The sequence below is a fragment of the Neisseria chenwenguii genome (assembly GCF_002216145.1).
In the GTDB taxonomy this organism is placed as follows: Bacteria; Pseudomonadota; Gammaproteobacteria; order Burkholderiales; family Neisseriaceae; genus Neisseria; species Neisseria chenwenguii.
On record NZ_CP022278.1, the window covers coordinates 2,031,608 to 2,049,147 of the forward strand.

15 protein-coding genes and 1 pseudogene are annotated in these 17,540 nt (G+C 53.8%); 9 read left to right on the plus strand and 7 right to left on the minus strand.

Annotated features, from left to right (window positions below; all coding sequences use genetic code 11):
* Nucleotides 1–29 precede the first annotated feature (29 nt).
* Nucleotides 30–977 (minus strand): serine hydrolase, encoded by a 948-nt coding sequence (locus BG910_RS09890; protein WP_089036687.1) that lies wholly within the window; start codon nucleotides 975–977, stop codon nucleotides 30–32.
* A 282-nt stretch (nucleotides 978–1,259) separates the two neighbouring features.
* Here BG910_RS09890 and clpX point away from each other — a divergent pair, with 282 nt between their 5' ends.
* On the plus strand, nucleotides 1,260–2,525 hold the full coding sequence (gene clpX, locus BG910_RS09895; protein WP_089036688.1) for an ATP-dependent Clp protease ATP-binding subunit ClpX: 1,266 nt from the start codon (nucleotides 1,260–1,262) through the stop codon (nucleotides 2,523–2,525).
* A 254-nt stretch (nucleotides 2,526–2,779) separates the two neighbouring features.
* On the plus strand, nucleotides 2,780–5,365 hold the full coding sequence (gene acnB / locus BG910_RS09900; RefSeq protein WP_089036689.1) for a bifunctional aconitate hydratase 2/2-methylisocitrate dehydratase: 2,586 nt from the start codon (nucleotides 2,780–2,782) through the stop codon (nucleotides 5,363–5,365).
* 103 nt (nucleotides 5,366–5,468) lie between these two features.
* Here acnB and BG910_RS09905 read toward each other — a convergent pair whose 3' ends face one another.
* Entirely contained in the window at nucleotides 5,469–6,023 is a 555-nt protein-coding gene (locus BG910_RS09905; RefSeq protein WP_089036690.1) for a TetR/AcrR family transcriptional regulator, read from the minus strand.
* A 168-nt stretch (nucleotides 6,024–6,191) separates the two neighbouring features.
* Between BG910_RS09905 and BG910_RS09910 the strand changes: the two genes are divergently transcribed.
* From BG910_RS09910 to BG910_RS09925, 4 genes are all read left to right on the plus strand, one after another.
* Nucleotides 6,192–6,701 carry an HPP family protein gene (locus BG910_RS09910; RefSeq protein ID WP_089036691.1) on the plus strand — a complete coding sequence of 170 codons (510 nt, stop codon included), beginning with the start codon at nucleotides 6,192–6,194 and terminating at the stop codon, nucleotides 6,699–6,701.
* A gap of 357 nt (nucleotides 6,702–7,058) precedes the next feature.
* Complete coding sequence (locus tag BG910_RS09915) at nucleotides 7,059–7,946, plus strand: NAD(P)H-hydrate dehydratase (RefSeq protein ID WP_089036692.1); 888 nt, start codon at nucleotides 7,059–7,061, stop codon at nucleotides 7,944–7,946.
* 169 nt (nucleotides 7,947–8,115) lie between these two features.
* Nucleotides 8,116–9,060 (plus strand): bile acid:sodium symporter family protein, encoded by a 945-nt coding sequence (locus BG910_RS09920; protein WP_089036693.1) that lies wholly within the window; start codon nucleotides 8,116–8,118, stop codon nucleotides 9,058–9,060.
* A gap of 196 nt (nucleotides 9,061–9,256) precedes the next feature.
* Nucleotides 9,257–10,060 (plus strand): DUF4198 domain-containing protein, encoded by an 804-nt coding sequence (locus BG910_RS09925; protein ID WP_089036694.1) that lies wholly within the window; start codon nucleotides 9,257–9,259, stop codon nucleotides 10,058–10,060.
* 210 nt (nucleotides 10,061–10,270) lie between these two features.
* Here the strand turns inward: BG910_RS09925 and BG910_RS13035 are convergent, their stop codons facing one another.
* Both BG910_RS13035 and BG910_RS13040 read right to left on the minus strand, forming a co-directional pair.
* Nucleotides 10,271–10,363 carry a hydroxyisourate hydrolase gene (locus tag BG910_RS13035; protein WP_269766454.1) on the minus strand — a complete coding sequence of 31 codons (93 nt, stop codon included), beginning with the start codon at nucleotides 10,361–10,363 and terminating at the stop codon, nucleotides 10,271–10,273.
* A 43-nt stretch (nucleotides 10,364–10,406) separates the two neighbouring features.
* A complete protein-coding gene (locus tag BG910_RS13040) occupies nucleotides 10,407–10,682 on the minus strand; it encodes a hydroxyisourate hydrolase (protein ID WP_198344792.1) in 276 nt (91 codons plus the stop codon).
* 183 nt (nucleotides 10,683–10,865) lie between these two features.
* Between BG910_RS13040 and BG910_RS09935 the strand changes: the two genes are divergently transcribed.
* From BG910_RS09935 to BG910_RS12415, 3 genes are all read left to right on the plus strand, one after another.
* Entirely contained in the window at nucleotides 10,866–12,176 is a 1,311-nt protein-coding gene (locus BG910_RS09935) for a DUF2130 domain-containing protein (RefSeq protein ID WP_089036695.1), read from the plus strand.
* Nucleotides 12,177–12,442: 266 nt separating this feature from the next.
* The gene (locus tag BG910_RS12410) at nucleotides 12,443–12,592 is read left to right on the plus strand and encodes a hypothetical protein (protein ID WP_157694071.1); all 150 of its coding nucleotides are present in this window, start codon (nucleotides 12,443–12,445) and stop codon (nucleotides 12,590–12,592) included.
* 71 nt (nucleotides 12,593–12,663) lie between these two features.
* Nucleotides 12,664–12,813, plus strand: coding sequence for a bacteriocin (locus BG910_RS12415; protein WP_123806084.1), 150 nt, complete (start codon nucleotides 12,664–12,666; stop codon nucleotides 12,811–12,813).
* 151 nt (nucleotides 12,814–12,964) lie between these two features.
* Here the strand turns inward: BG910_RS12415 and BG910_RS13190 are convergent, their stop codons facing one another.
* The 3 genes and pseudogenes from BG910_RS13190 to typA all read right to left on the minus strand — a co-directional run bounded on the left by BG910_RS13190 (nucleotide 12,965) and on the right by typA (nucleotide 17,519).
* Complete coding sequence (locus BG910_RS13190; protein WP_408633802.1) at nucleotides 12,965–13,933, minus strand: calcium-binding protein; 969 nt, start codon at nucleotides 13,931–13,933, stop codon at nucleotides 12,965–12,967.
* A gap of 318 nt (nucleotides 13,934–14,251) precedes the next feature.
* Nucleotides 14,252–15,391 (minus strand): annotated as a pseudogene (locus BG910_RS13195) (glycosyl hydrolase family 28-related protein); the annotation flags it as partial.
* Nucleotides 15,392–15,707: 316 nt separating this feature from the next.
* On the minus strand, nucleotides 15,708–17,519 hold the full coding sequence (gene typA / locus BG910_RS09945) for a translational GTPase TypA (RefSeq protein ID WP_089036696.1): 1,812 nt from the start codon (nucleotides 17,517–17,519) through the stop codon (nucleotides 15,708–15,710).
* Nucleotides 17,520–17,540 lie beyond the last annotated feature (21 nt).

The window sequence follows — 17,540 nt, forward strand, 5'->3', positions numbered from 1 at the left end:
TGGTTCCAACCGCCGAGCGCGGATGAGGATTAAGAACGGCGCTGCTGCGACATCCAGGATTCAATCCGGCGCGCATCGTTTACGCGCGTGGTTGAAGAGGGCGAGTTGAGCAGAACGATGGTAATCGGTTGGTTTTGAACATTGGCTTTGACCACCATCGAGCGGCCGGCTTCGCGGATGTAGCCGGTTTTCTGCAATTCGATGTTCCAGCCACCTTCGCGTACCAGTGCGTTGGAGTTTTTATAGCTTTGGCGGCGGCCTGAAGCGGTATAGACCGAGCCGTAGTTTGAAGTCGAATTCTGACGGATTTGCGGGTATTTGCTGGCGGCGGCAACCATGCGGCTCAAGTCGTGCGCAGTCGAGACGTTGCGCGAATCCAAACCGGTCGGCTCGTAGAAACGGCTGTTGTTCATGCCGAGGCTGCGGGCTTTTGCGTTCATTGCGGCGACAAACGCGCCCATACCACCCGGATAGGTGCGTGCAAGCGCATGAGTGGCACGATTTTCGCTGCTCATCAGACTCAGGTGCAGCAATTCGCGGCGGCTGATGGAAGAGCCGACGCTCAGGCGGCTGCCGGTGCCTTTCAGGCGGTCGATTTCGTCAGGGGTGATTGTGATCATTTCGTTCATGTTCAGCTTGGCATCAAGCGTAACCATCGCGCTCATCAGCTTGGAAATCGAGGCAATCGGCATCACGCGATTGGCATTTTTCTGATACAGCACTTCGCCCGTTTTATTGTTCATAATCAGCGCAGACTGCGAAGACAGTAGCGGGCCGGCAATGGCGGCTTGGGCTTCGACCTGCTGCGCTTTGCTGATGGCAAGCGCTTCCAGCGGGTCTTGCTGGGTCGGATAATTTTGTTCTAAAAACTGGCCCAAAACGTCCATATCGTCTGCTGCGACGGGCATGGCCGCCATCGCCAGAGCCGCACCCAGACAGGCGGCACTGATTTTTTTATAAAACTTGGTCATCGACATAACAAACTCTCAAAATCAAAAAATGCGTGTTGAATCAAGTGGAAACAATTTTATAATTTTGTGCGCTTTCTTTTTTCTTGTAAAGCAACATCTTGAATTTTTGCGATTGTTTGCAACATTTATCTCAATAATAATGCTAAATAAATTAAAATTGCAACAATTACCCGCGAAATTTGATAAACCCCGAGATACTTATTATAATTTTCAGCTTTCTCTGCGGGTATTTTCCCCCGCTCCACCGCCCATCTCATTTTAAATTAAATTTTTAAAGAACAAATCTCCATGTCTGAAGAAAAACGCTTCTGCTCCTTCTGCGGTAAATCCGAAAACGAAGTCAAAAACCTGATTGAAGGCGAAAGCGCCTTTATCTGCAACGAGTGCGTCGAAACCTGCGGCACCATGCTGCACGGCACCGAAAGCGGCGAAACCGCCGAAACTGCCGCCGTTCAAAGCGAAGAGGGCGGCAAACTGCCTACGCCCGCCGAAATCGTCGCCAACCTTGACGACCACGTTATCGGCCAAGAGCAGGCCAAAAAAGCGCTGGCGGTTGCCGTTTACAACCACTACAAACGCCTGCGCCACCCCAAAGCGGGTGGCAACGTCGAATTATCCAAATCCAACATCCTGCTCATCGGCCCGACCGGCTCGGGCAAGACCCTGCTGGCGCAATCACTGGCGCGCAAATTAAACGTGCCGTTTGTGATGGCCGACGCCACCACGCTCACCGAAGCCGGCTATGTCGGCGAAGACGTCGAACAAATCATCACCAAACTCTTGGGTAAATGCGATTTTAACGTTGAAAAAGCCCAACGCGGCATCGTTTACATCGACGAAATCGACAAAATTTCCCGCAAAAGTGACAACCCCTCGATTACCCGCGACGTATCGGGCGAAGGCGTGCAGCAGGCGCTGTTGAAACTGATCGAAGGCACGGTTGCCAGCGTTCCCCCGCAAGGCGGCCGCAAACATCCGAATCAGGAATTTATCAACGTCGATACCACCAACATCCTCTTCATCTGCGGCGGCGCATTTGCCGGCTTGGAAAAAGTCATCCGCCAGCGTACTGAAAAAGGCGGCATCGGCTTCGGTGCCGCGGTGCACAGCAAAGACGAAGACGCGAAAATCACCGAGCTCTTCAACATCGTCGAACCCGAAGACCTGATCAAATTCGGCCTGATTCCTGAATTAATTGGCCGTCTGCCCGTAATCGCTACGCTGGCGGAATTGGACGAAGACGCGCTCATCAACATCCTGACCGAGCCGAAAAACGCGCTGGTCAAGCAGTATCAGACACTCTTCGGCATGGAAGACACCGAGTTGGAATTTGAACAAGACGCGCTGCGCAGCATTGCCAAGCTGGCGATGGAACGCAAAACCGGCGCCCGCGGCCTGCGCTCGATTGTCGAACGCTGCCTGCTCGAAACCATGTACTGCCTGCCTGATTTGCATGATGTAAAAAAAGTCGTCATCGGCAAAAACGTGGTCGAGAAAAACGAAGCGCCGAAACTGCTTCTTGCCGACGGCAGCGAATACAGCGCGACGGAATAAAACTAAATATCTGACAAAAGCAAAAATAGCGTTTCAAGTTGAGAAGTAACTGCCGAAGGCCGTCTGAAAATTTCAGGCGGCCTTCGACTTTGCAGCCCTTTGGCATGATTCGTTTTTTCTGACTACATCCGACAACATGACGATTCACATTTTGTAAAAATTAGTCTATGATTACAGACAAGATTGTTTACAATCTTCCGTCTGCAAACTGCTTGCAGTTTTTCAGAAGAAAAACACGATAAGGAACAAATGAGATGTTAGAAGCCTACCGCAAAGCCGCCGCAGAACGCGAAGCGCTCGGCATTCCTGCCCTGCCGCTGAATGCGCAGCAAACCGCCGATTTGTCCGAACTGTTGAAAAATCCGCCCGCCGGCAAAGAGCAGTTTTTGCTGGATCTGCTCGCCAACCGCATTCCTGCGGGTGTGGATGATGCTGCCAAAGTAAAAGCGTCTTTCTTGGCTGCCGTGGCTGAAGGCAGCGTTAAAAGCCCGATTGTCTCACCCGAATACGCAACCGAACTGCTCGGCACCATGCTCGGCGGTTACAACATCCATCCGCTGATTGAGCTTCTCGACAACGAAAAACTCGCTCCTATCGCCGCCGAAGGCCTGAAACACACCCTGCTGATGTTCGATTCTTTCCACGACGTGAAAGAAAAAGCCGACAAAGGCAACCAACACGCCAAAGCCGTTTTGGAATCTTGGGCGAATGCCGAATGGTTCACTTCGCGCGAAGCCGTTCCTGAAAAAATTACCGTAACCGTATTCAAAGTCGACGGCGAAACCAACACCGACGACCTCTCTCCCGCGCCCGACGCATGGTCGCGCCCCGATATTCCGCTGCACGCGCTGGCGATGCTGAAAAACCTGCGCGACGGCATCAATCCCGACAAACCGGGCGAAGTCGGCCCCATCAAACTCTTGGAAGAACTGAAAGCCAAAGGCCACCCCGTTGCCTATGTGGGCGATGTGGTCGGCACGGGTTCTTCGCGCAAATCCGCGACCAACTCCGTAATTTGGCACACTGGAGAAGACATTCCTTTTGTGCCGAACAAACGTTTCGGCGGTGTGTGCTTGGGCGGCAAAATCGCACCGATTTTCTTCAACACCCAAGAAGATTCCGGCGCGCTGCCGATTGAAGTCGATGTTTCCGCATTGCAAATGGGCGATGTGGTCGACATTCTGCCGTATGAAGGCAAAATCGTGAAAAACGGCGAAACCGTTGCCGAATTCGAGCTGAAATCGCAAGTTCTGCTAGATGAAGTGCAGGCAGGCGGCCGTATCAACCTGATTATCGGCCGCGGCCTGACCGCCAAAGCCCGCGAAGCCTTGGGTTTGCCCGCTTCCGACAAATTCCGCCTGCCGCAAGCTCCTGCCGAAAGCAAAGCAGGCTTCTCGCTGGCTCAGAAAATGGTCGGTCGCGCCTGCGGTCTGCCCGAAGGCCAAGGCGTACGCCCCGGTACTTACTGCGAACCGCGCATGACCACCGTCGGTTCTCAAGACACCACCGGCCCGATGACCCGCGACGAGCTGAAAGACTTGGCCTGCTTGGGTTTCTCCGCCGATTTGGTGATGCAGTCTTTCTGCCATACCGCCGCCTATCCGAAACCCGTGGACGTGAAAACCCACAAAGAATTGCCTGAGTTCATCTCCACGCGCGGCGGCGTTTCCCTGCGTCCCGGCGACGGCGTTATCCACTCTTGGCTGAACCGCCTGCTGCTGCCCGATACCGTCGGCACCGGCGGCGACTCGCACACCCGTTTCCCGCTCGGCATTTCATTCCCTGCCGGTTCCGGCTTGGTGGCCTTTGCCGCCGCTACGGGCGTAATGCCTTTGGACATGCCCGAAAGCGTCTTGGTGCGCTTCAGCGGCAAGCTGCAACCGGGCGTTACCCTGCGCGATTTGGTCAACGCCATTCCGTTGTACGCCATCAAGCAAGGCTTGTTGACCGTTGCCAAAGCCGGCAAGAAAAACATTTTCTCCGGCCGCATTCTGGAAATCGAAGGCCTGCCCGACTTGAAAGTCGAGCAAGCGTTCGAATTGTCCGACGCGTCTGCCGAACGCTCCGCAGCAGGCTGTACCGTACACCTGAACAAAGAGCCGATTATCGAATACATGAAGTCCAACATCGTGTTGATGAAAAACATGATTGCCGACGGCTACAAAGACACGCGCACGCTGGAACGCCGCATCAAAGCCATGGAAGCATGGCTGGCCGACCCACAACTGCTTAAAGCCGACGCCGATGCCGAATACGCCGCAGTCATCGAAATCAACATGGACGACATCAAAGAGCCGATTATCGCCTGTCCGAACGACCCCGACGACGTATGCTTCATGTCTGAAAAATCCGGCACCGTCATCGACGAAGTATTCATCGGTTCGTGCATGACCAACATCGGCCACTTCCGCGCCGCTTCCAAACTCTTGGAAGGCAAGAGCGACATCCCGGTTCGCCTGTGGATGGCTCCGCCGACCAAAATGGACGCACAGGAGCTCACCAACGAAGGCCACTACGGCGTACTCGGCCGCGCCGGTGCCCGCATGGAAATGCCCGGCTGCTCGCTGTGCATGGGTAACCAGGCTCAGGTACGCGAAGGCGCAACCGTAATGTCCACCTCCACCCGCAACTTCCCGAACCGCTTAGGCAAAAACACCAACGTGTTCTTGGGTTCGGCAGAGCTGGCCGCGATTTGCTCCAAACTGGGCAAAATCCCGACGGTTGAGGAATACAAAGCCAACATCGGCATCATCGACGAAAACAGCAACAAGATTTACCGCTACATGAATTTCAACGAAATTCCCGAGTACAACGAAGTCGCCGAAGGCGTAAATGTGTAAATGCCGTCTGAAATAAAGGCCGTCTGAATGTTCAGACGGCCTTTTTTATTCAGCCTTTTTTATTCAAACCCGCGAGCCGGTCTTCCGGTCATAACTTTACTTTTCAGACGGCCTCTGCCAGCGTCGCAACAGCCTGCGCCAGTAGGCGGCTGTGGGTTTCGGTATCGGCCACACCCTGCGTCTGCGCAGAAACAATCAGCCCCTCGCCTCCGAGGTAGAGCAGTTCCGCCATTTCCGCCGCGCGCGGGAAACCGGCCGTCTGAAAGCGTTCGCGTAAAAGTGTGCGCACGGCCTGTTTGTGCGCGGCGGCCTGCCGGTGCGGTGCATCGGCGGACGCGGCGTATTCGGCGCAGGCATTGATAAACAGGCAGCCGGCAAATTCGGGCGAACGGATCCAGCCGTTTAAAAAATCAAGATAGGCCGCGGCGGTTTCGGCGGGCGGGCGGGCTTCGAGCGCGGCTTGAAGCTGCCCGATGAAATCCTGATGGCGGTAGTCGAGCGCGGCGGCAATCAGGCCGTCTTTACTGCCGAAGTGGCTGTACAGCGTGCGTTTGGTCGTTCCCGCGTTTTGGGCGAGCCATTCGACGCCGCAGGCATGAAAGCCGCTGCGGGCAAACAGGCGGTATGATCGTTCGACGATTTGCTGTTTGGTGTCCATCCGTTTTCCTTTGATGCTTGCTTAAATATACCGTTCAGTATACACTTAGTTTGATATACCGTTCGGTATATTTCAGACGGCCTTGCGGCAGGTGTTTTTCATTTCCGCAAAGGTCTTACGCAAAGGTCTTACGCAAAGGTCTTATTTTTATTTTTAAAGGAAAACAAAATGAACTTTCTTCACGCTTGGTGCACCGCCGCCGACCCGCGCCCCGCGCGCCTGCCCGCGAAAAACATCGCGCTGGCGTGGTTCGGCGGATTTTTGGCCACCGCTGCTTTCGCGGGTACGGGCGATGCTGCCAACCTGCCGCTGGTTTTAGGCTCGTTCGGCGCAAGCTGCCTGCTGGTTTTCGCCTATCCCGCCAGCCCGTTTTCACAACCGCGCAACGTCGTCGGCGGGCATTTCACCGCCACGCTGACCGGCTTGATCGTAATGGCGCTGTTCGGCGTACACTGGTGGAGCATGGCAATCGGCGTGGGTACGGCGGTTGCGCTGATGCTGCTGTTGCGCGTTCCCCATCCGCCCGCCGGCTCGAATCCGCTGATTGTAATGCTCGGCGGCGTCGGCTGGGATTTCCTCTTTACACCCACGTTGTTCGGCTCGCTGATTCTGGTCGCCGTTGCGCTGTTTTACAATAACCGGGGCGGCAAAGAACGGCGTTATCCGCTGTATTGGTAAAGCGGAGAAAGGCCGAGTCTGTTGCAAAAATCAGAAACATCCGCTTAAAGGCCGTCTGAAACGGTTAATTCCTCAACGGACGTCATTCCCGCGCAGGCGGGAAACTACGTTTGATTTTCTAGAACTCATTTTAAAACCAAGATATTGCCTGTATTTAACCGTGGATTCCCGCCTGCTGCGCGGGAATGATGTCCGTGAAAGTGCTTGCGCTGAGCGCAGTCGAAGTCAGGCGAGCATTTTTTGCAAAGGTCTCAAACCGTCTGAAAACTTCCGTTACTTTTGCAACGGGTTTTCAGACGGCCTTTTGCGTTATACTCTGCTTAAGCGATCGAAAATATACCGAAAGCAGAAAACGCCATGAATTCAGATTCTTACACCCTCAACCACCCTGAACGCCTGTTTCAGACGGCCTCACAGTTTCCCGACGTTTTCAAACCGCGCGCGCCCGAAAGCCATAAGGGCACTTACGGCACGCTGGCCGTTATCGGCGGCGCGGCGGGCATGAGCGGCGCGGTTGTTTTGGCGGCGACGGCCGCAATTTATCAGGGCTGCGGCAAGGTTTGGGCAGGGTTTAACCAGCTTCAACTGCCGTTTGCCGTCATTCCCGAACGCGCCGAAATCATGCTGGCGACGGCGCAAATGCTGCTTGAACGCGGCGATATCAGCGCGTGGGTATGCGGCTGCGGCATGGGGCTGGACGGCGCCGCCGAAGCACTGCTGCCGCAGGTTTTGCAACGCGCGCAAGGCCGGCCGCTGCTGTTGGATGCCGATGCGCTGACCCTGTTATCCGGGCCGTCTGAAAACCATCTGCACGAAACCGCGCGGCAGCACGGCGCGCTCATCCTCACGCCACACCCAGCCGAAGCAGCGCGGCTGCTGGGTGTTTCTACCGCTGAAGTCCAGCAAAACCGCATAGAAGCCGTGCAGACCCTAAGCGCGAAATTTAACGCAGTAGCGGTGTTGAAAGGCCGCCACACGCTGGTTGCCGCGCCAAACGGCGACACCTACACCAACCAAAGCGGCAACGCGGGGCTGGCGACGGCGGGCAGCGGCGACGTTTTGAGCGGCGTCATCGGCAGCCTGCTGGCGCAGGGTGTGGATGCATTTCAAGCCGCCAAAGCCGGCGTGTGGCTGCATGGCGCGGCGGCGGACGTTTTGCGCGACTCGGGCACAGGCGAAATCGGCCTGCTCGCAGGCGAAATCGCGCCCGCAGCCAGATGGCTGCGGAATAAGCTGTGCGGTTGAAATATTTTTTTCAGACGGCCTAATATGAACAAAGCCGTCTGAAAAAAAATGAATCCGTTATTTATGGAGTTGGTTGCTTTCAGCAAAGGTTTTAACCTTTCAGACAGCCTTTTGCCCTTTTGTAAACAAGTGTATCCTTACGCCTTTCCATTTTGTTGACAATTTCACCATGAACCAGCTTATCCGCATCAGCAATTTCATCGGCAAAACGTTTGCGCTGTGGGCGGCGTTGTGCGCCGGCACCGCCTTTGCCGCGCCCGATATCTTCAAATGGGTGTTGCCGCACGTTCCGCTTCTTTTGGGCGTAATCATGTTCGGCATGGGGCTGACGCTTAGTCCGTCGGATTTCAAAATCATCGGCAAATATCCGAAAGCCGTCGTTGTCGGCGTCATTGCCCAGTTTGCGATTATGCCGCTGACCGCCTACGCGCTGACCCGCGCGCTGCAACTGCCGTCTGAAATCGCCATCGGCGTAATTCTGGTCGGCTGCTGCCCGGGCGGCACGGCTTCTAACGTCATCACTTACCTTGCGCGCGGCAATGTGGCGCTGTCGGTGGCGGTAACGTCCGTCACCACACTGCTCGCGCCTGTGTTCACGCCCGCGATTTTCCTGCTTTTGGCACACGAAATGCTGGATATTCAGGCTTCGGCGATATTTGTGTCGATTTTGAAAATGGTGTTGCTGCCGATTGTTTTGGGCGTGATTGCGCACAAATTTTTCCGCAGCCAAACCGAAAAAGCTGCCGGTCTGCTGCCTATGGTTTCGGTAGTGGCGATTGTGCTGATTATCGGCGCGGTGGTCGGCGCGAGCAAAGGCAAAATCATCGAAAGCGGCCTGCTGATTTTCGGCGTGGTTGTGTTGCACAACGGCATCGGCTACCTGCTCGGCTTTTTTGCCGCCAAACTCTGCAAACTGCCGTATGACGCACAAAAAACGCTGGCGATTGAAGTGGGTATGCAAAACTCGGGGCTGGGTGCCGCATTGGCCGCCGCGCATTTCGCCGCCGCGCCCGTGGTCGCCGTTCCGAGCGCGCTGTTCAGCGTGTGGCACAACATCTCCGGCTCGCTGCTGGCGTCTTACTGGGCAGCGAAAGCAGAGAAGGAAGGGCATTAAGCCGCTGTTTGTATCGTAAAAAACATCATGCCGTCCGAAAAAGCCGACTGCGTTTGCGCAAGGTTTTTTCAGGCGGCATGATATTTTCCCAACACGAAAAATTCAGCAATAAGCAAATCTTTCATGCATCCGTCTTTTCAGTTTTTAAAAAATGTTATACCATAACAAACATTCATCAACCTGAACGGAAAATCCCATGAAAAAAACCGCTTTGTTACTCTCCGCCTTCCTCTTCTCCACCGCCGCCCATGCCCACCGTGTCTGGGTCGAAACCGCCCACACCCACGGCGGCGAAGTTTTGAAAGCCGAATTGGGCTACGGCGAATTTCCCGAGCTCGAGCCGATTGCCAAAGACCGCCTCGACCTCTTCAAACCCATGCAGCTCGTTACCGAAAAAGGCAGACAGGATTTGGTGCGCGTGCGCGGCGGGCAGAATTACCAGTTTCAAAGCAAAAGCGCCGTAAAAGACGGCAGCTACCTCGTTACCGCCGAATACAAACCGACTTTCTGGTCGAAAAACGCCGCCGGCTGGAAACGCGCCGACATGAAGCAGATGACTGATGCGACCTACTGCGAAGAATCGGCGATGTACGGTAAAAACATCGTCAACGTCGGCCACGAAAGCGCGGGTACGGCCGTCATCACCAAACCCGTCGGCCACCGTCTCGAAATCGTACCGCTCGACAATCCCGCCAATATCCACGTCGGTTCGCCGTTTAAAGTCAGGGTACTGCTCAACGGCGAGCCCCTGCCCAACGTCACGCTCACCGCCACCTTCGACGGTTTCGACACCAGCGACCGCAGCAAAACCCACAAGGTCGAAGCGCAAGCCTTCTCCGACACCACGGGCGACGACGGCAGCGTCAGCATCATCCCGCTGCGTCAGGGTTTCTGGAAAGCCAGCGTGGAACACAAAGCCGATTATCCCGACCAAAAAACCTGCCAAAAACAGGCCAGCTATTCAACCCTGACCTTCCAAATCGGGCACACGCACCATTAAAAGCACAAGACCTTATCCGAAACCGAAAAACCTGCCGCAGATACACTCTGCGGCAGGTTTTTTCAGACGGCATGGAGAGGAGACTGCTGCAAAATCCGACGCGGCCGTTTATAGGGGCGGGTTTTACACAACTCAAAACGGCCGGTAGGCCGTGTTTCAGAAAACCTGCTTTGAGTTGTGCAAATACCTATGGTTCTATAAGTCATCCCGTCAGCTGCCGCGGTAAGTCGAATAACCGAAAGGCGACAGGGTAATCGGCACATGGTAATGGCTGCCGTCTTTCAGTTCGAACGATACTTCCACAAACGGATAGAAATTATCCGTCTTTTCTTTGGCAAAATATTCTTTACGTTTTGAATTTCAGCTTGTAGACGCCGCGGTTGTCCGCGCCGGATTTCAGCGGAAGAAAATTCTTAATCCGACCCTGCGCATCCGTTTTATTTTCTGCGATTTCCCGCCACTGCCCTTTACCGTCCAGCTTATAAAGCGCAACGCCGACGCCGGGCGCGGGGCGGCCCTTGTTAATGTCCAAAATATGGGTGCTGAGCTGGTATTCGCCGGCGGCGAAAGCAGACGGCATCATGCAGGCCAGCGAAACAAACAACAGGGTTTTCAATTTCATAAACAGTTTCCTTGTTTTTCGGTTGAGAGATAACTCTTGTCATTTATATTATATAGTGTATTTATTCCATATTCAAAGCTAAACAGATAAACACCCGTTCAGACGGCATGTTCAAACCGGCTCGGCAGCCCCGCCTTTCTGTTAAAATCCCCATATTCCCAAACACGACCGATAACCGCCGCCATGCACGAAATCAAATGCCCCCACTGCCACACCGCCTTTACCGTCAACGAAGCGAGTTACGCCGATATTCTCAACCAAGTGCGCACACAGGAATTTCAAGCCGAACTGCGCGAGCGGATTGCGCAAAACCAAGCGCAGTTCCAAAGCGACTTGAAGCTGGCCGAAACCGAAGCCCGCCGCAGTTTCGAGCAGACGCTTGCCGACAAAAACCGCGAAATTGCCGACCTGCTCCACCAAATCCAAAATCATGAAAAAGACAGCCGCCTCGCCGCCGCCGAAAGCGAAGGCCGTCTGAAAACCAAAATCGCCGAACAAGAAAAACTGATTGCCGAATTACGCGCCCAAGCCAAATCGCTGGAAAGCGCGAAAAACATGGAAAAAGAGCTGGAAATCACCAAAGCCCTCGCCGCCAAAGACCGCGAGCTGGGCGAGCTCAACGCCCGCCTGATGCTGCAAAACAAAGAAAGCCAACTCGAGCAGCAAAGCCTGCGCGAAAAATACGAAAGCGAACTCAAACAAAAAGACGAGGCCATCGCTTTTTATAAAGACTTCAAAGCCCGCCAGTCCACCAAAATGGTCGGCGAAAGCCTCGAAGCCCATTGCGAAACCGAGTTCAACCGCATCCGCGCCACCGCCTTCCCGCAGGCTCAGTTCGGCAAAGACAACGACGCCGCAAGCGGCAGCAAAGGCGACTACATCTACCGCGAATTTGACGAAAACGGCACCGAAATCGTCTCCATCATGTTTGAAATGAAAAACGAAAACGACGAAACCGCCACCAAAAAGAAAAACGAACACTTTTTCAAAGAGTTGGACAAAGACCGCCGCGAAAAAAACTGCGAATACGCCGTCCTCGTCTCCCTGCTCGAAGCCGACAGCGAGCTGTATAACATCGGCATCGTGGACGTGTCCTACGCCTATCCGAAAATGTATGTCGTACGTCCGCAGTTTTTCATCCCGCTGATTTCCCTGCTCCGCAACGCTGCACTTAACTCATTAAAATACAAGCAGGAAATTGCCCAAATGCGCGCGCAGAATATCGACATTACCCACTTTGAAGAAGACCTCAACAGCTTCAAAGAAGGCTTCGCGCGCAATTACGACCTAGCCAGCCGCAAGTTTCAGACGGCAATCGAAGAAATCGACAAAACCATTACCCACCTGCAAAAAACCAAAGACGCGCTGCTTTCCTCCGAAAACAACCTGCGTCTGGCCAACAACAAAGCTGCCGATCTGACCGTGAAAAAACTCGTGCGCAAAAACCCGACCATGAAAGCCGCGTTTGAAGCGTTGGGGAAAGAAGCGGAGTAGGGGAGGGGGAAACTGACTGTAGTAAGGCCGTCTGAAAACAGCATAGATTTCAGACGGCCTTATTTTTGAATTAAAACCGGTTTGGGCGGGTTTGTTTCCAGATGAATATGACTATGTTAATTAATCAAATAATTTGTTTATTATTTAATATTTTTGATAAAAAATTAAATTGATGAACTATCTTGGATGTGCTTAGGTCTCAATAATACCTGGGGTGTGTAGTTTTAGGTAGCTTGTTATTTTTAATGAACTTTCAGGAGTTAAAAATGAAAGAGTTGAAATTGTATGGATTAGAGTATGTTGCCGGTGGTGACAGCGGCATCTATAAAATTTTTTATGCTATCGGCAGAGTGGTTCATCAAGGAATAAATTATCAGGAAGTGAAGCGGAGTAGAGGCTACAATCCATATGCCTAAAAATCAGATAGTTGTATAGGGTTGTTATATCCAAGAAGATACTACATTTTATTTTTATTTAGGAGTGTATCATGAAAGTTTTAACTCAATCAGAATTACAATGTGTAAGTGGCGGCAAGGGATGGTGGCGTTTTGCAGGACCTGTAGGAATCGGCATTGGCCTTATCAATGCGGGCAGTGATGCATGGTCAGGTCTTCGTGATGGATGGAAATCTGTGTAAGAGTCAAGTCTGTAGGCCGAATGCTTGTATCTGTTAGAGATCCTATGGTACCGTAAATCGGTATGACTTCGGTTTAAAAAACCGACTTGTACGACTGTAAGTAATATGCCGTCTGAAATGTTTTTTCAGACGGCATCGTTTTGCAGTCAGATTAAATGATGGCTAAGGCAGCCGCGGCGGCCGTATTGTCGTCATTGGCGGCTGTTGCGGTTTGTACAGTATAGCTTACGCTGTCAGTATCGGCGTTTACGCTGCTCAGACTGTTGATATTGCCGGTTTCGGACAGTGTGTCCATCAACTGTTGCAAAGCCAGCGAACCGCTGTCGAAGCGGAAGGTATCAATCACGCCGTCGGTGGTGTTGCCGTTTGCGAACTGATTGTCGACGGTAATGATGTCGCCTTCGTTGCCGTTGACGGTAATCGTCCAGTCGATATTGCCTGCGGCATCGGTTGCGGCTTGGACGTTCAGGTCTTCGACTGTGATGCCGCTGCCGAATTGGATGGCATTGTTGCCGGCGGCATCGTCTGTGATGGTGTCGTGTCCTTCGCCGCGGCTGAAGACGTAAGTGTCGTCGCCCGTGCCGCCCGCCAGATTGTCCGTGCCTGTGCCGCCGAACAGGGTGTCGTTGCCGTTGCCGCCGCTCAGACGGTCGTTGCCGTCTTCGCCCAGCAAGGTATCGTTGCCGTCTTCTCCCAGCAGGTTGTCATTGCCGCTGCCGCCGTTGAGATGGTCGTCGCCCGCGCCGCTTTCCAGACTGTCGTGTCCGGCGTCGCCGTTGATGGTGTCGTTGCCGCCTGCGCCTGCCAAACTGTCGCTGCCGTCGCCGCCGCTGATGAAGTTGCCGCCGTTTCCGCTGACGGTAACGGTATCGTTACCGCCGTTGGCGTAGATGGTGTTGTTGCCGTCTTTGCCGTTGATTTTATCAACACCATCCGTACCGTCGATTTTATCGTTTCCGGCGGTTCCCGTGATGTCGGTAACGGTAACGGTTTCGTAACCGAGGGTTTCGCCGTTGTAATAGTAGTTGGGGCCGGGGATGTAAACGGTTTCCTGATGCGTGCCGTAACTGATTTCCTCCGTGCCGGCGGCGATGTTTTCGGCAATCACCGAATCAAACATGGCAGAACTGCTGACCGGATTGTTTTCCAATGAAACCGTATTTGTGCCGGAACCGTCCGAAATCGGCCGCAATTGGGTAATGGCCTCCGAAGACAGATTGTTGACGATAGCATTGTCTTTAATCGATACGTTGTGGATTTTTCCGTTGACTTCTTCAAGGTCGATGGAGCCTTTGACTCGTCCGTAAGGGTCGGCGTTGGTTCCGTTGTTTACCAGCGCGTTGTTGCGGATGGAGATGCCTTTGTCGTTCAAATCGAAATTGTGCCCGGCAAATACGGTGTTGACCCGGATGCCCGACCAAGAGGTATTGTCCCGAATCAGATTGTTGGCAACTTCATGGCCGCTGCCGCCGAAAATGCCTATGCCTGCTGCGCGCCAGCCCAGTTCGACCGTATTGTTCAGGAAACGGTTGTTTTCAGCCAGTTTGGACTCACTGCCGGAATTGATGCTGGACCAAGTGGCCAAGCCGTCATCGCCGTTACCACGGATATTTGAATTGATAACGGTCGAGTTGCTCGTGCCTTGCGCAAAGTTCACGCCGTCTGCCAGATTGTCGCGGATACGCGCGTTGGAGATGGTCAAGCCGTCGGTGTATTGCATTTCGGCAGCCTGCGCGTAATCGCCAATCCATACGCCGGCTTCAAAATGTTCGATGGAGATGTCGTGGATGGAAGAGTTGGAACCCAATGTTCCCGAAATACCTTTGTAGTTGGCACTTTCGTTGTAGCGGGAGGTCAGATTGGAATCCATCGAAACGTTGCCGAAGTCGACATTGTTCGTGCCGTGTTCAAATACGATACCGCCGCCGCCTTGCGCACTGCTTGTGAAATGCAGGTCGGTGTACCATTGACCTGCACCGCCGATGGTTACGCCCTCGGGTGCATAGATGTGGAGCTGCTGGTCAAAGTCGAACTGACCTTCGGGAATGTAAACGGATTTGCCCGATGCTTTGGCTGATTCGATGGCAGAGAGCAGGGCGTTCGAGTCGTCGGTATTATCGTTGGCAACCGCACCGAAATCCGTGATGCTGACGCTGTTTTCAGGCTGTTTGACGGCATCGGGGGCTTTTTCCAAATCGACAAAGTCGATGCCGACGGGGGTGTCGGCCGAAGTGTTGGTCAGCGTAACAACGTCGCCGCTTTTAATGGAAGCATCTTTCAACAGTGTATTGACTTCGTCGAATTGGAAACGTGCGCTGCGACCGTCTCCTGCTTCGTCGTAGATATGATCGCCTTGCAGGTATTGCCAGTTGGATTTGGACGACAGGTCGAGGGTGCCGACGGATGTGCCGTTCACTTTAACATCGACTTGTCCGGTTACCCCGTCCGGAACGGTATAACGGACGGTCATGGCATCCGCATCGGCTTGCGCTTTAAACGAAACGGACGCGTTGGACGGCAAATCAACATACGACTGCCCGCTTGCTTCGACTGCTGCCGACGGGGAAGACGCGGTATTCTTAACGGCGGCTCCGCCTGCTAGCGTGCCTTTGTCGGCTTCGTATGTGGTATAAGGGACTTCGGCACCGAAGACGGAAGAATCATATTGGTCGGTGCTGTAGCTGTATTGGTCATTTTATGCTCCCAAAAATATACTGGTATTGATATTATCTTGTTTGATATCATTGTCATATAACAAGACGTTTGAATGAGACAAAGAAACTGCCGAAAAGTTCGATAAATTTAAGAAATCCTGTAATTTCTAAACGTAATTTTCCAAACACTAATGCCGTCTGAAAAATATTTTTCAGACGGCTTTCTTTTTTCAGACGGCTTTATTCGGGCTTTTTGAAATGGCGGCGGCGTTCGAGTTCGCTCAGGTAGCGTTTGCGCAGGCGGATGGACTGCGGGGTGATTTCCACCAGTTCGTCGTCGTCGATAAACTCAACCGCGCTTTCCAGCGTCAGTTTAATCGGCGTGGTCAGACGAACGGCTTCGTCGGTGCCGCTGGCGCGTATGTTGGTGAGCTTTTTGCCTTTTAAGGGGTTGACCACCAAATCGTTGTCGCGGCTGTGGATGCCGATAATCATGCCTTCGTAGATTTTGTCGTTGGGGGAAACGAACATGCGGCCGCGGTCTTCGAGATTCCATAGGGCGTAGGCGACAGCTTCGCCTTGCTCTTGGGAAACGAGTACGCCGTTGTGGCGGCCGGGCATATCAGGTTTGACGGGGGCGTAGTCGTCAAAGACGTGGCTCATCAGTCCGGTGCCGCGTGTCATGGTCATGAATTCTCCTTGAAAGCCGATCAGGCCGCGTGCGGGAATGTGGTATTCGAGGCGGGTGCGGCCGTTGCCGTCGCTTTCCATGTTGGTCAGCTCGCCGCGGCGGCGGCCGAGTTCTTCCATGACGGCGCCCTGGTTGTCGTCGGGAACGTCAACGGTAAGGTTTTCATACGGCTCGCATTTTTGGCCGTCGATGTCGCGGTACACGACGCGGGGTTTGCCTACTGCCAGCTCGAAACCTTCGCGGCGCATGTTTTCCAGCAGGATGGTAAGGTGCAGCTCGCCGCGGCCGGAAACTCGGAATACGTCGGCATCTTCGGTGTCTTCGACGCGCAGGGCGACGTTGGTGAGCAGTTCTTTGTTCAAACGGTCGCGGATTTGGCGGCTGGTAACGAATTTACCTTCGGTGCCGGCAAGCGGGCTGGTGTTGACCATGAAGTCCATGGTCAGCGTCGGCTCGTCCACGCTCAGCATGGGCAGACCTTTGGGGTTGTCTTTTTCGGTAATGGTGACGCCGATGCCGATGTCTTCAATACCGGAAATAATTACGATGTCGCCGGCTTCGGCTTCTTCCAACGGAATGCGTTCCAAGCCTTTGAAACCCAAAAGCTGGTTGATGCGGCCTTGCGCGATTTGCTCTTCGTGGTTCATCACGGCGACGACTTGGCCGGGTTTGATACGTCCGTTCAGAATGCGGCCGATGCCGAGGCGGCCGGTGTAGTTGTCGTAGTCGAGTTGGGAAATTTGCAGTTGCAGCGGGGCGTCGGCATCACCGCTCGGCGCGGGTGTGTGTTTCAAAATGGTGTCGAACAGCGGGCGCATGTCTTCGCCGGTGTCGTCTTCGTTGAGTTTGGCAAAGCCGGCGAGGCCGGAAGCGTACACAATCGGGAAGTCGAGCTGTTCGTCGGTTGCGCCTAAGTTATCAAATAATTCAAAGGTTTGGTCGATGACCCAGCTCGGGCGGGCAGACGGTTTGTCGATTTTGTTGATGACGACAATTGGCTTCAGACCCAGCGCCAGCGCTTTTTTGGTCACGAAGCGGGTTTGCGGCATCGGGCCTTCTTGGGCGTCAACCAGCAGGACGACGCAGTCAACCATGCCGAGCACGCGCTCTACCTCGCCGCCGAAGTCGGCGTGTCCCGGGGTGTCGACGATGTTGATATGGTAGCCTTCGTATTCGATGGCGGTGTTTTTTGCGAGAATGGTAATGCCGCGCTCTTTTTCGAGGTCGTTGCTGTCCATCACGCGCTCGTCAACCTGCTGGTTGGCGCGGAAGGTGCCGGATTGGCGAAGAAGTTGGTCAACCAGCGTGGTTTTGCCGTGGTCGACGTGGGCGATAATCGCGATATTGCGGATTTGTTTCATGGCTCGAATGCCTTAATGGGG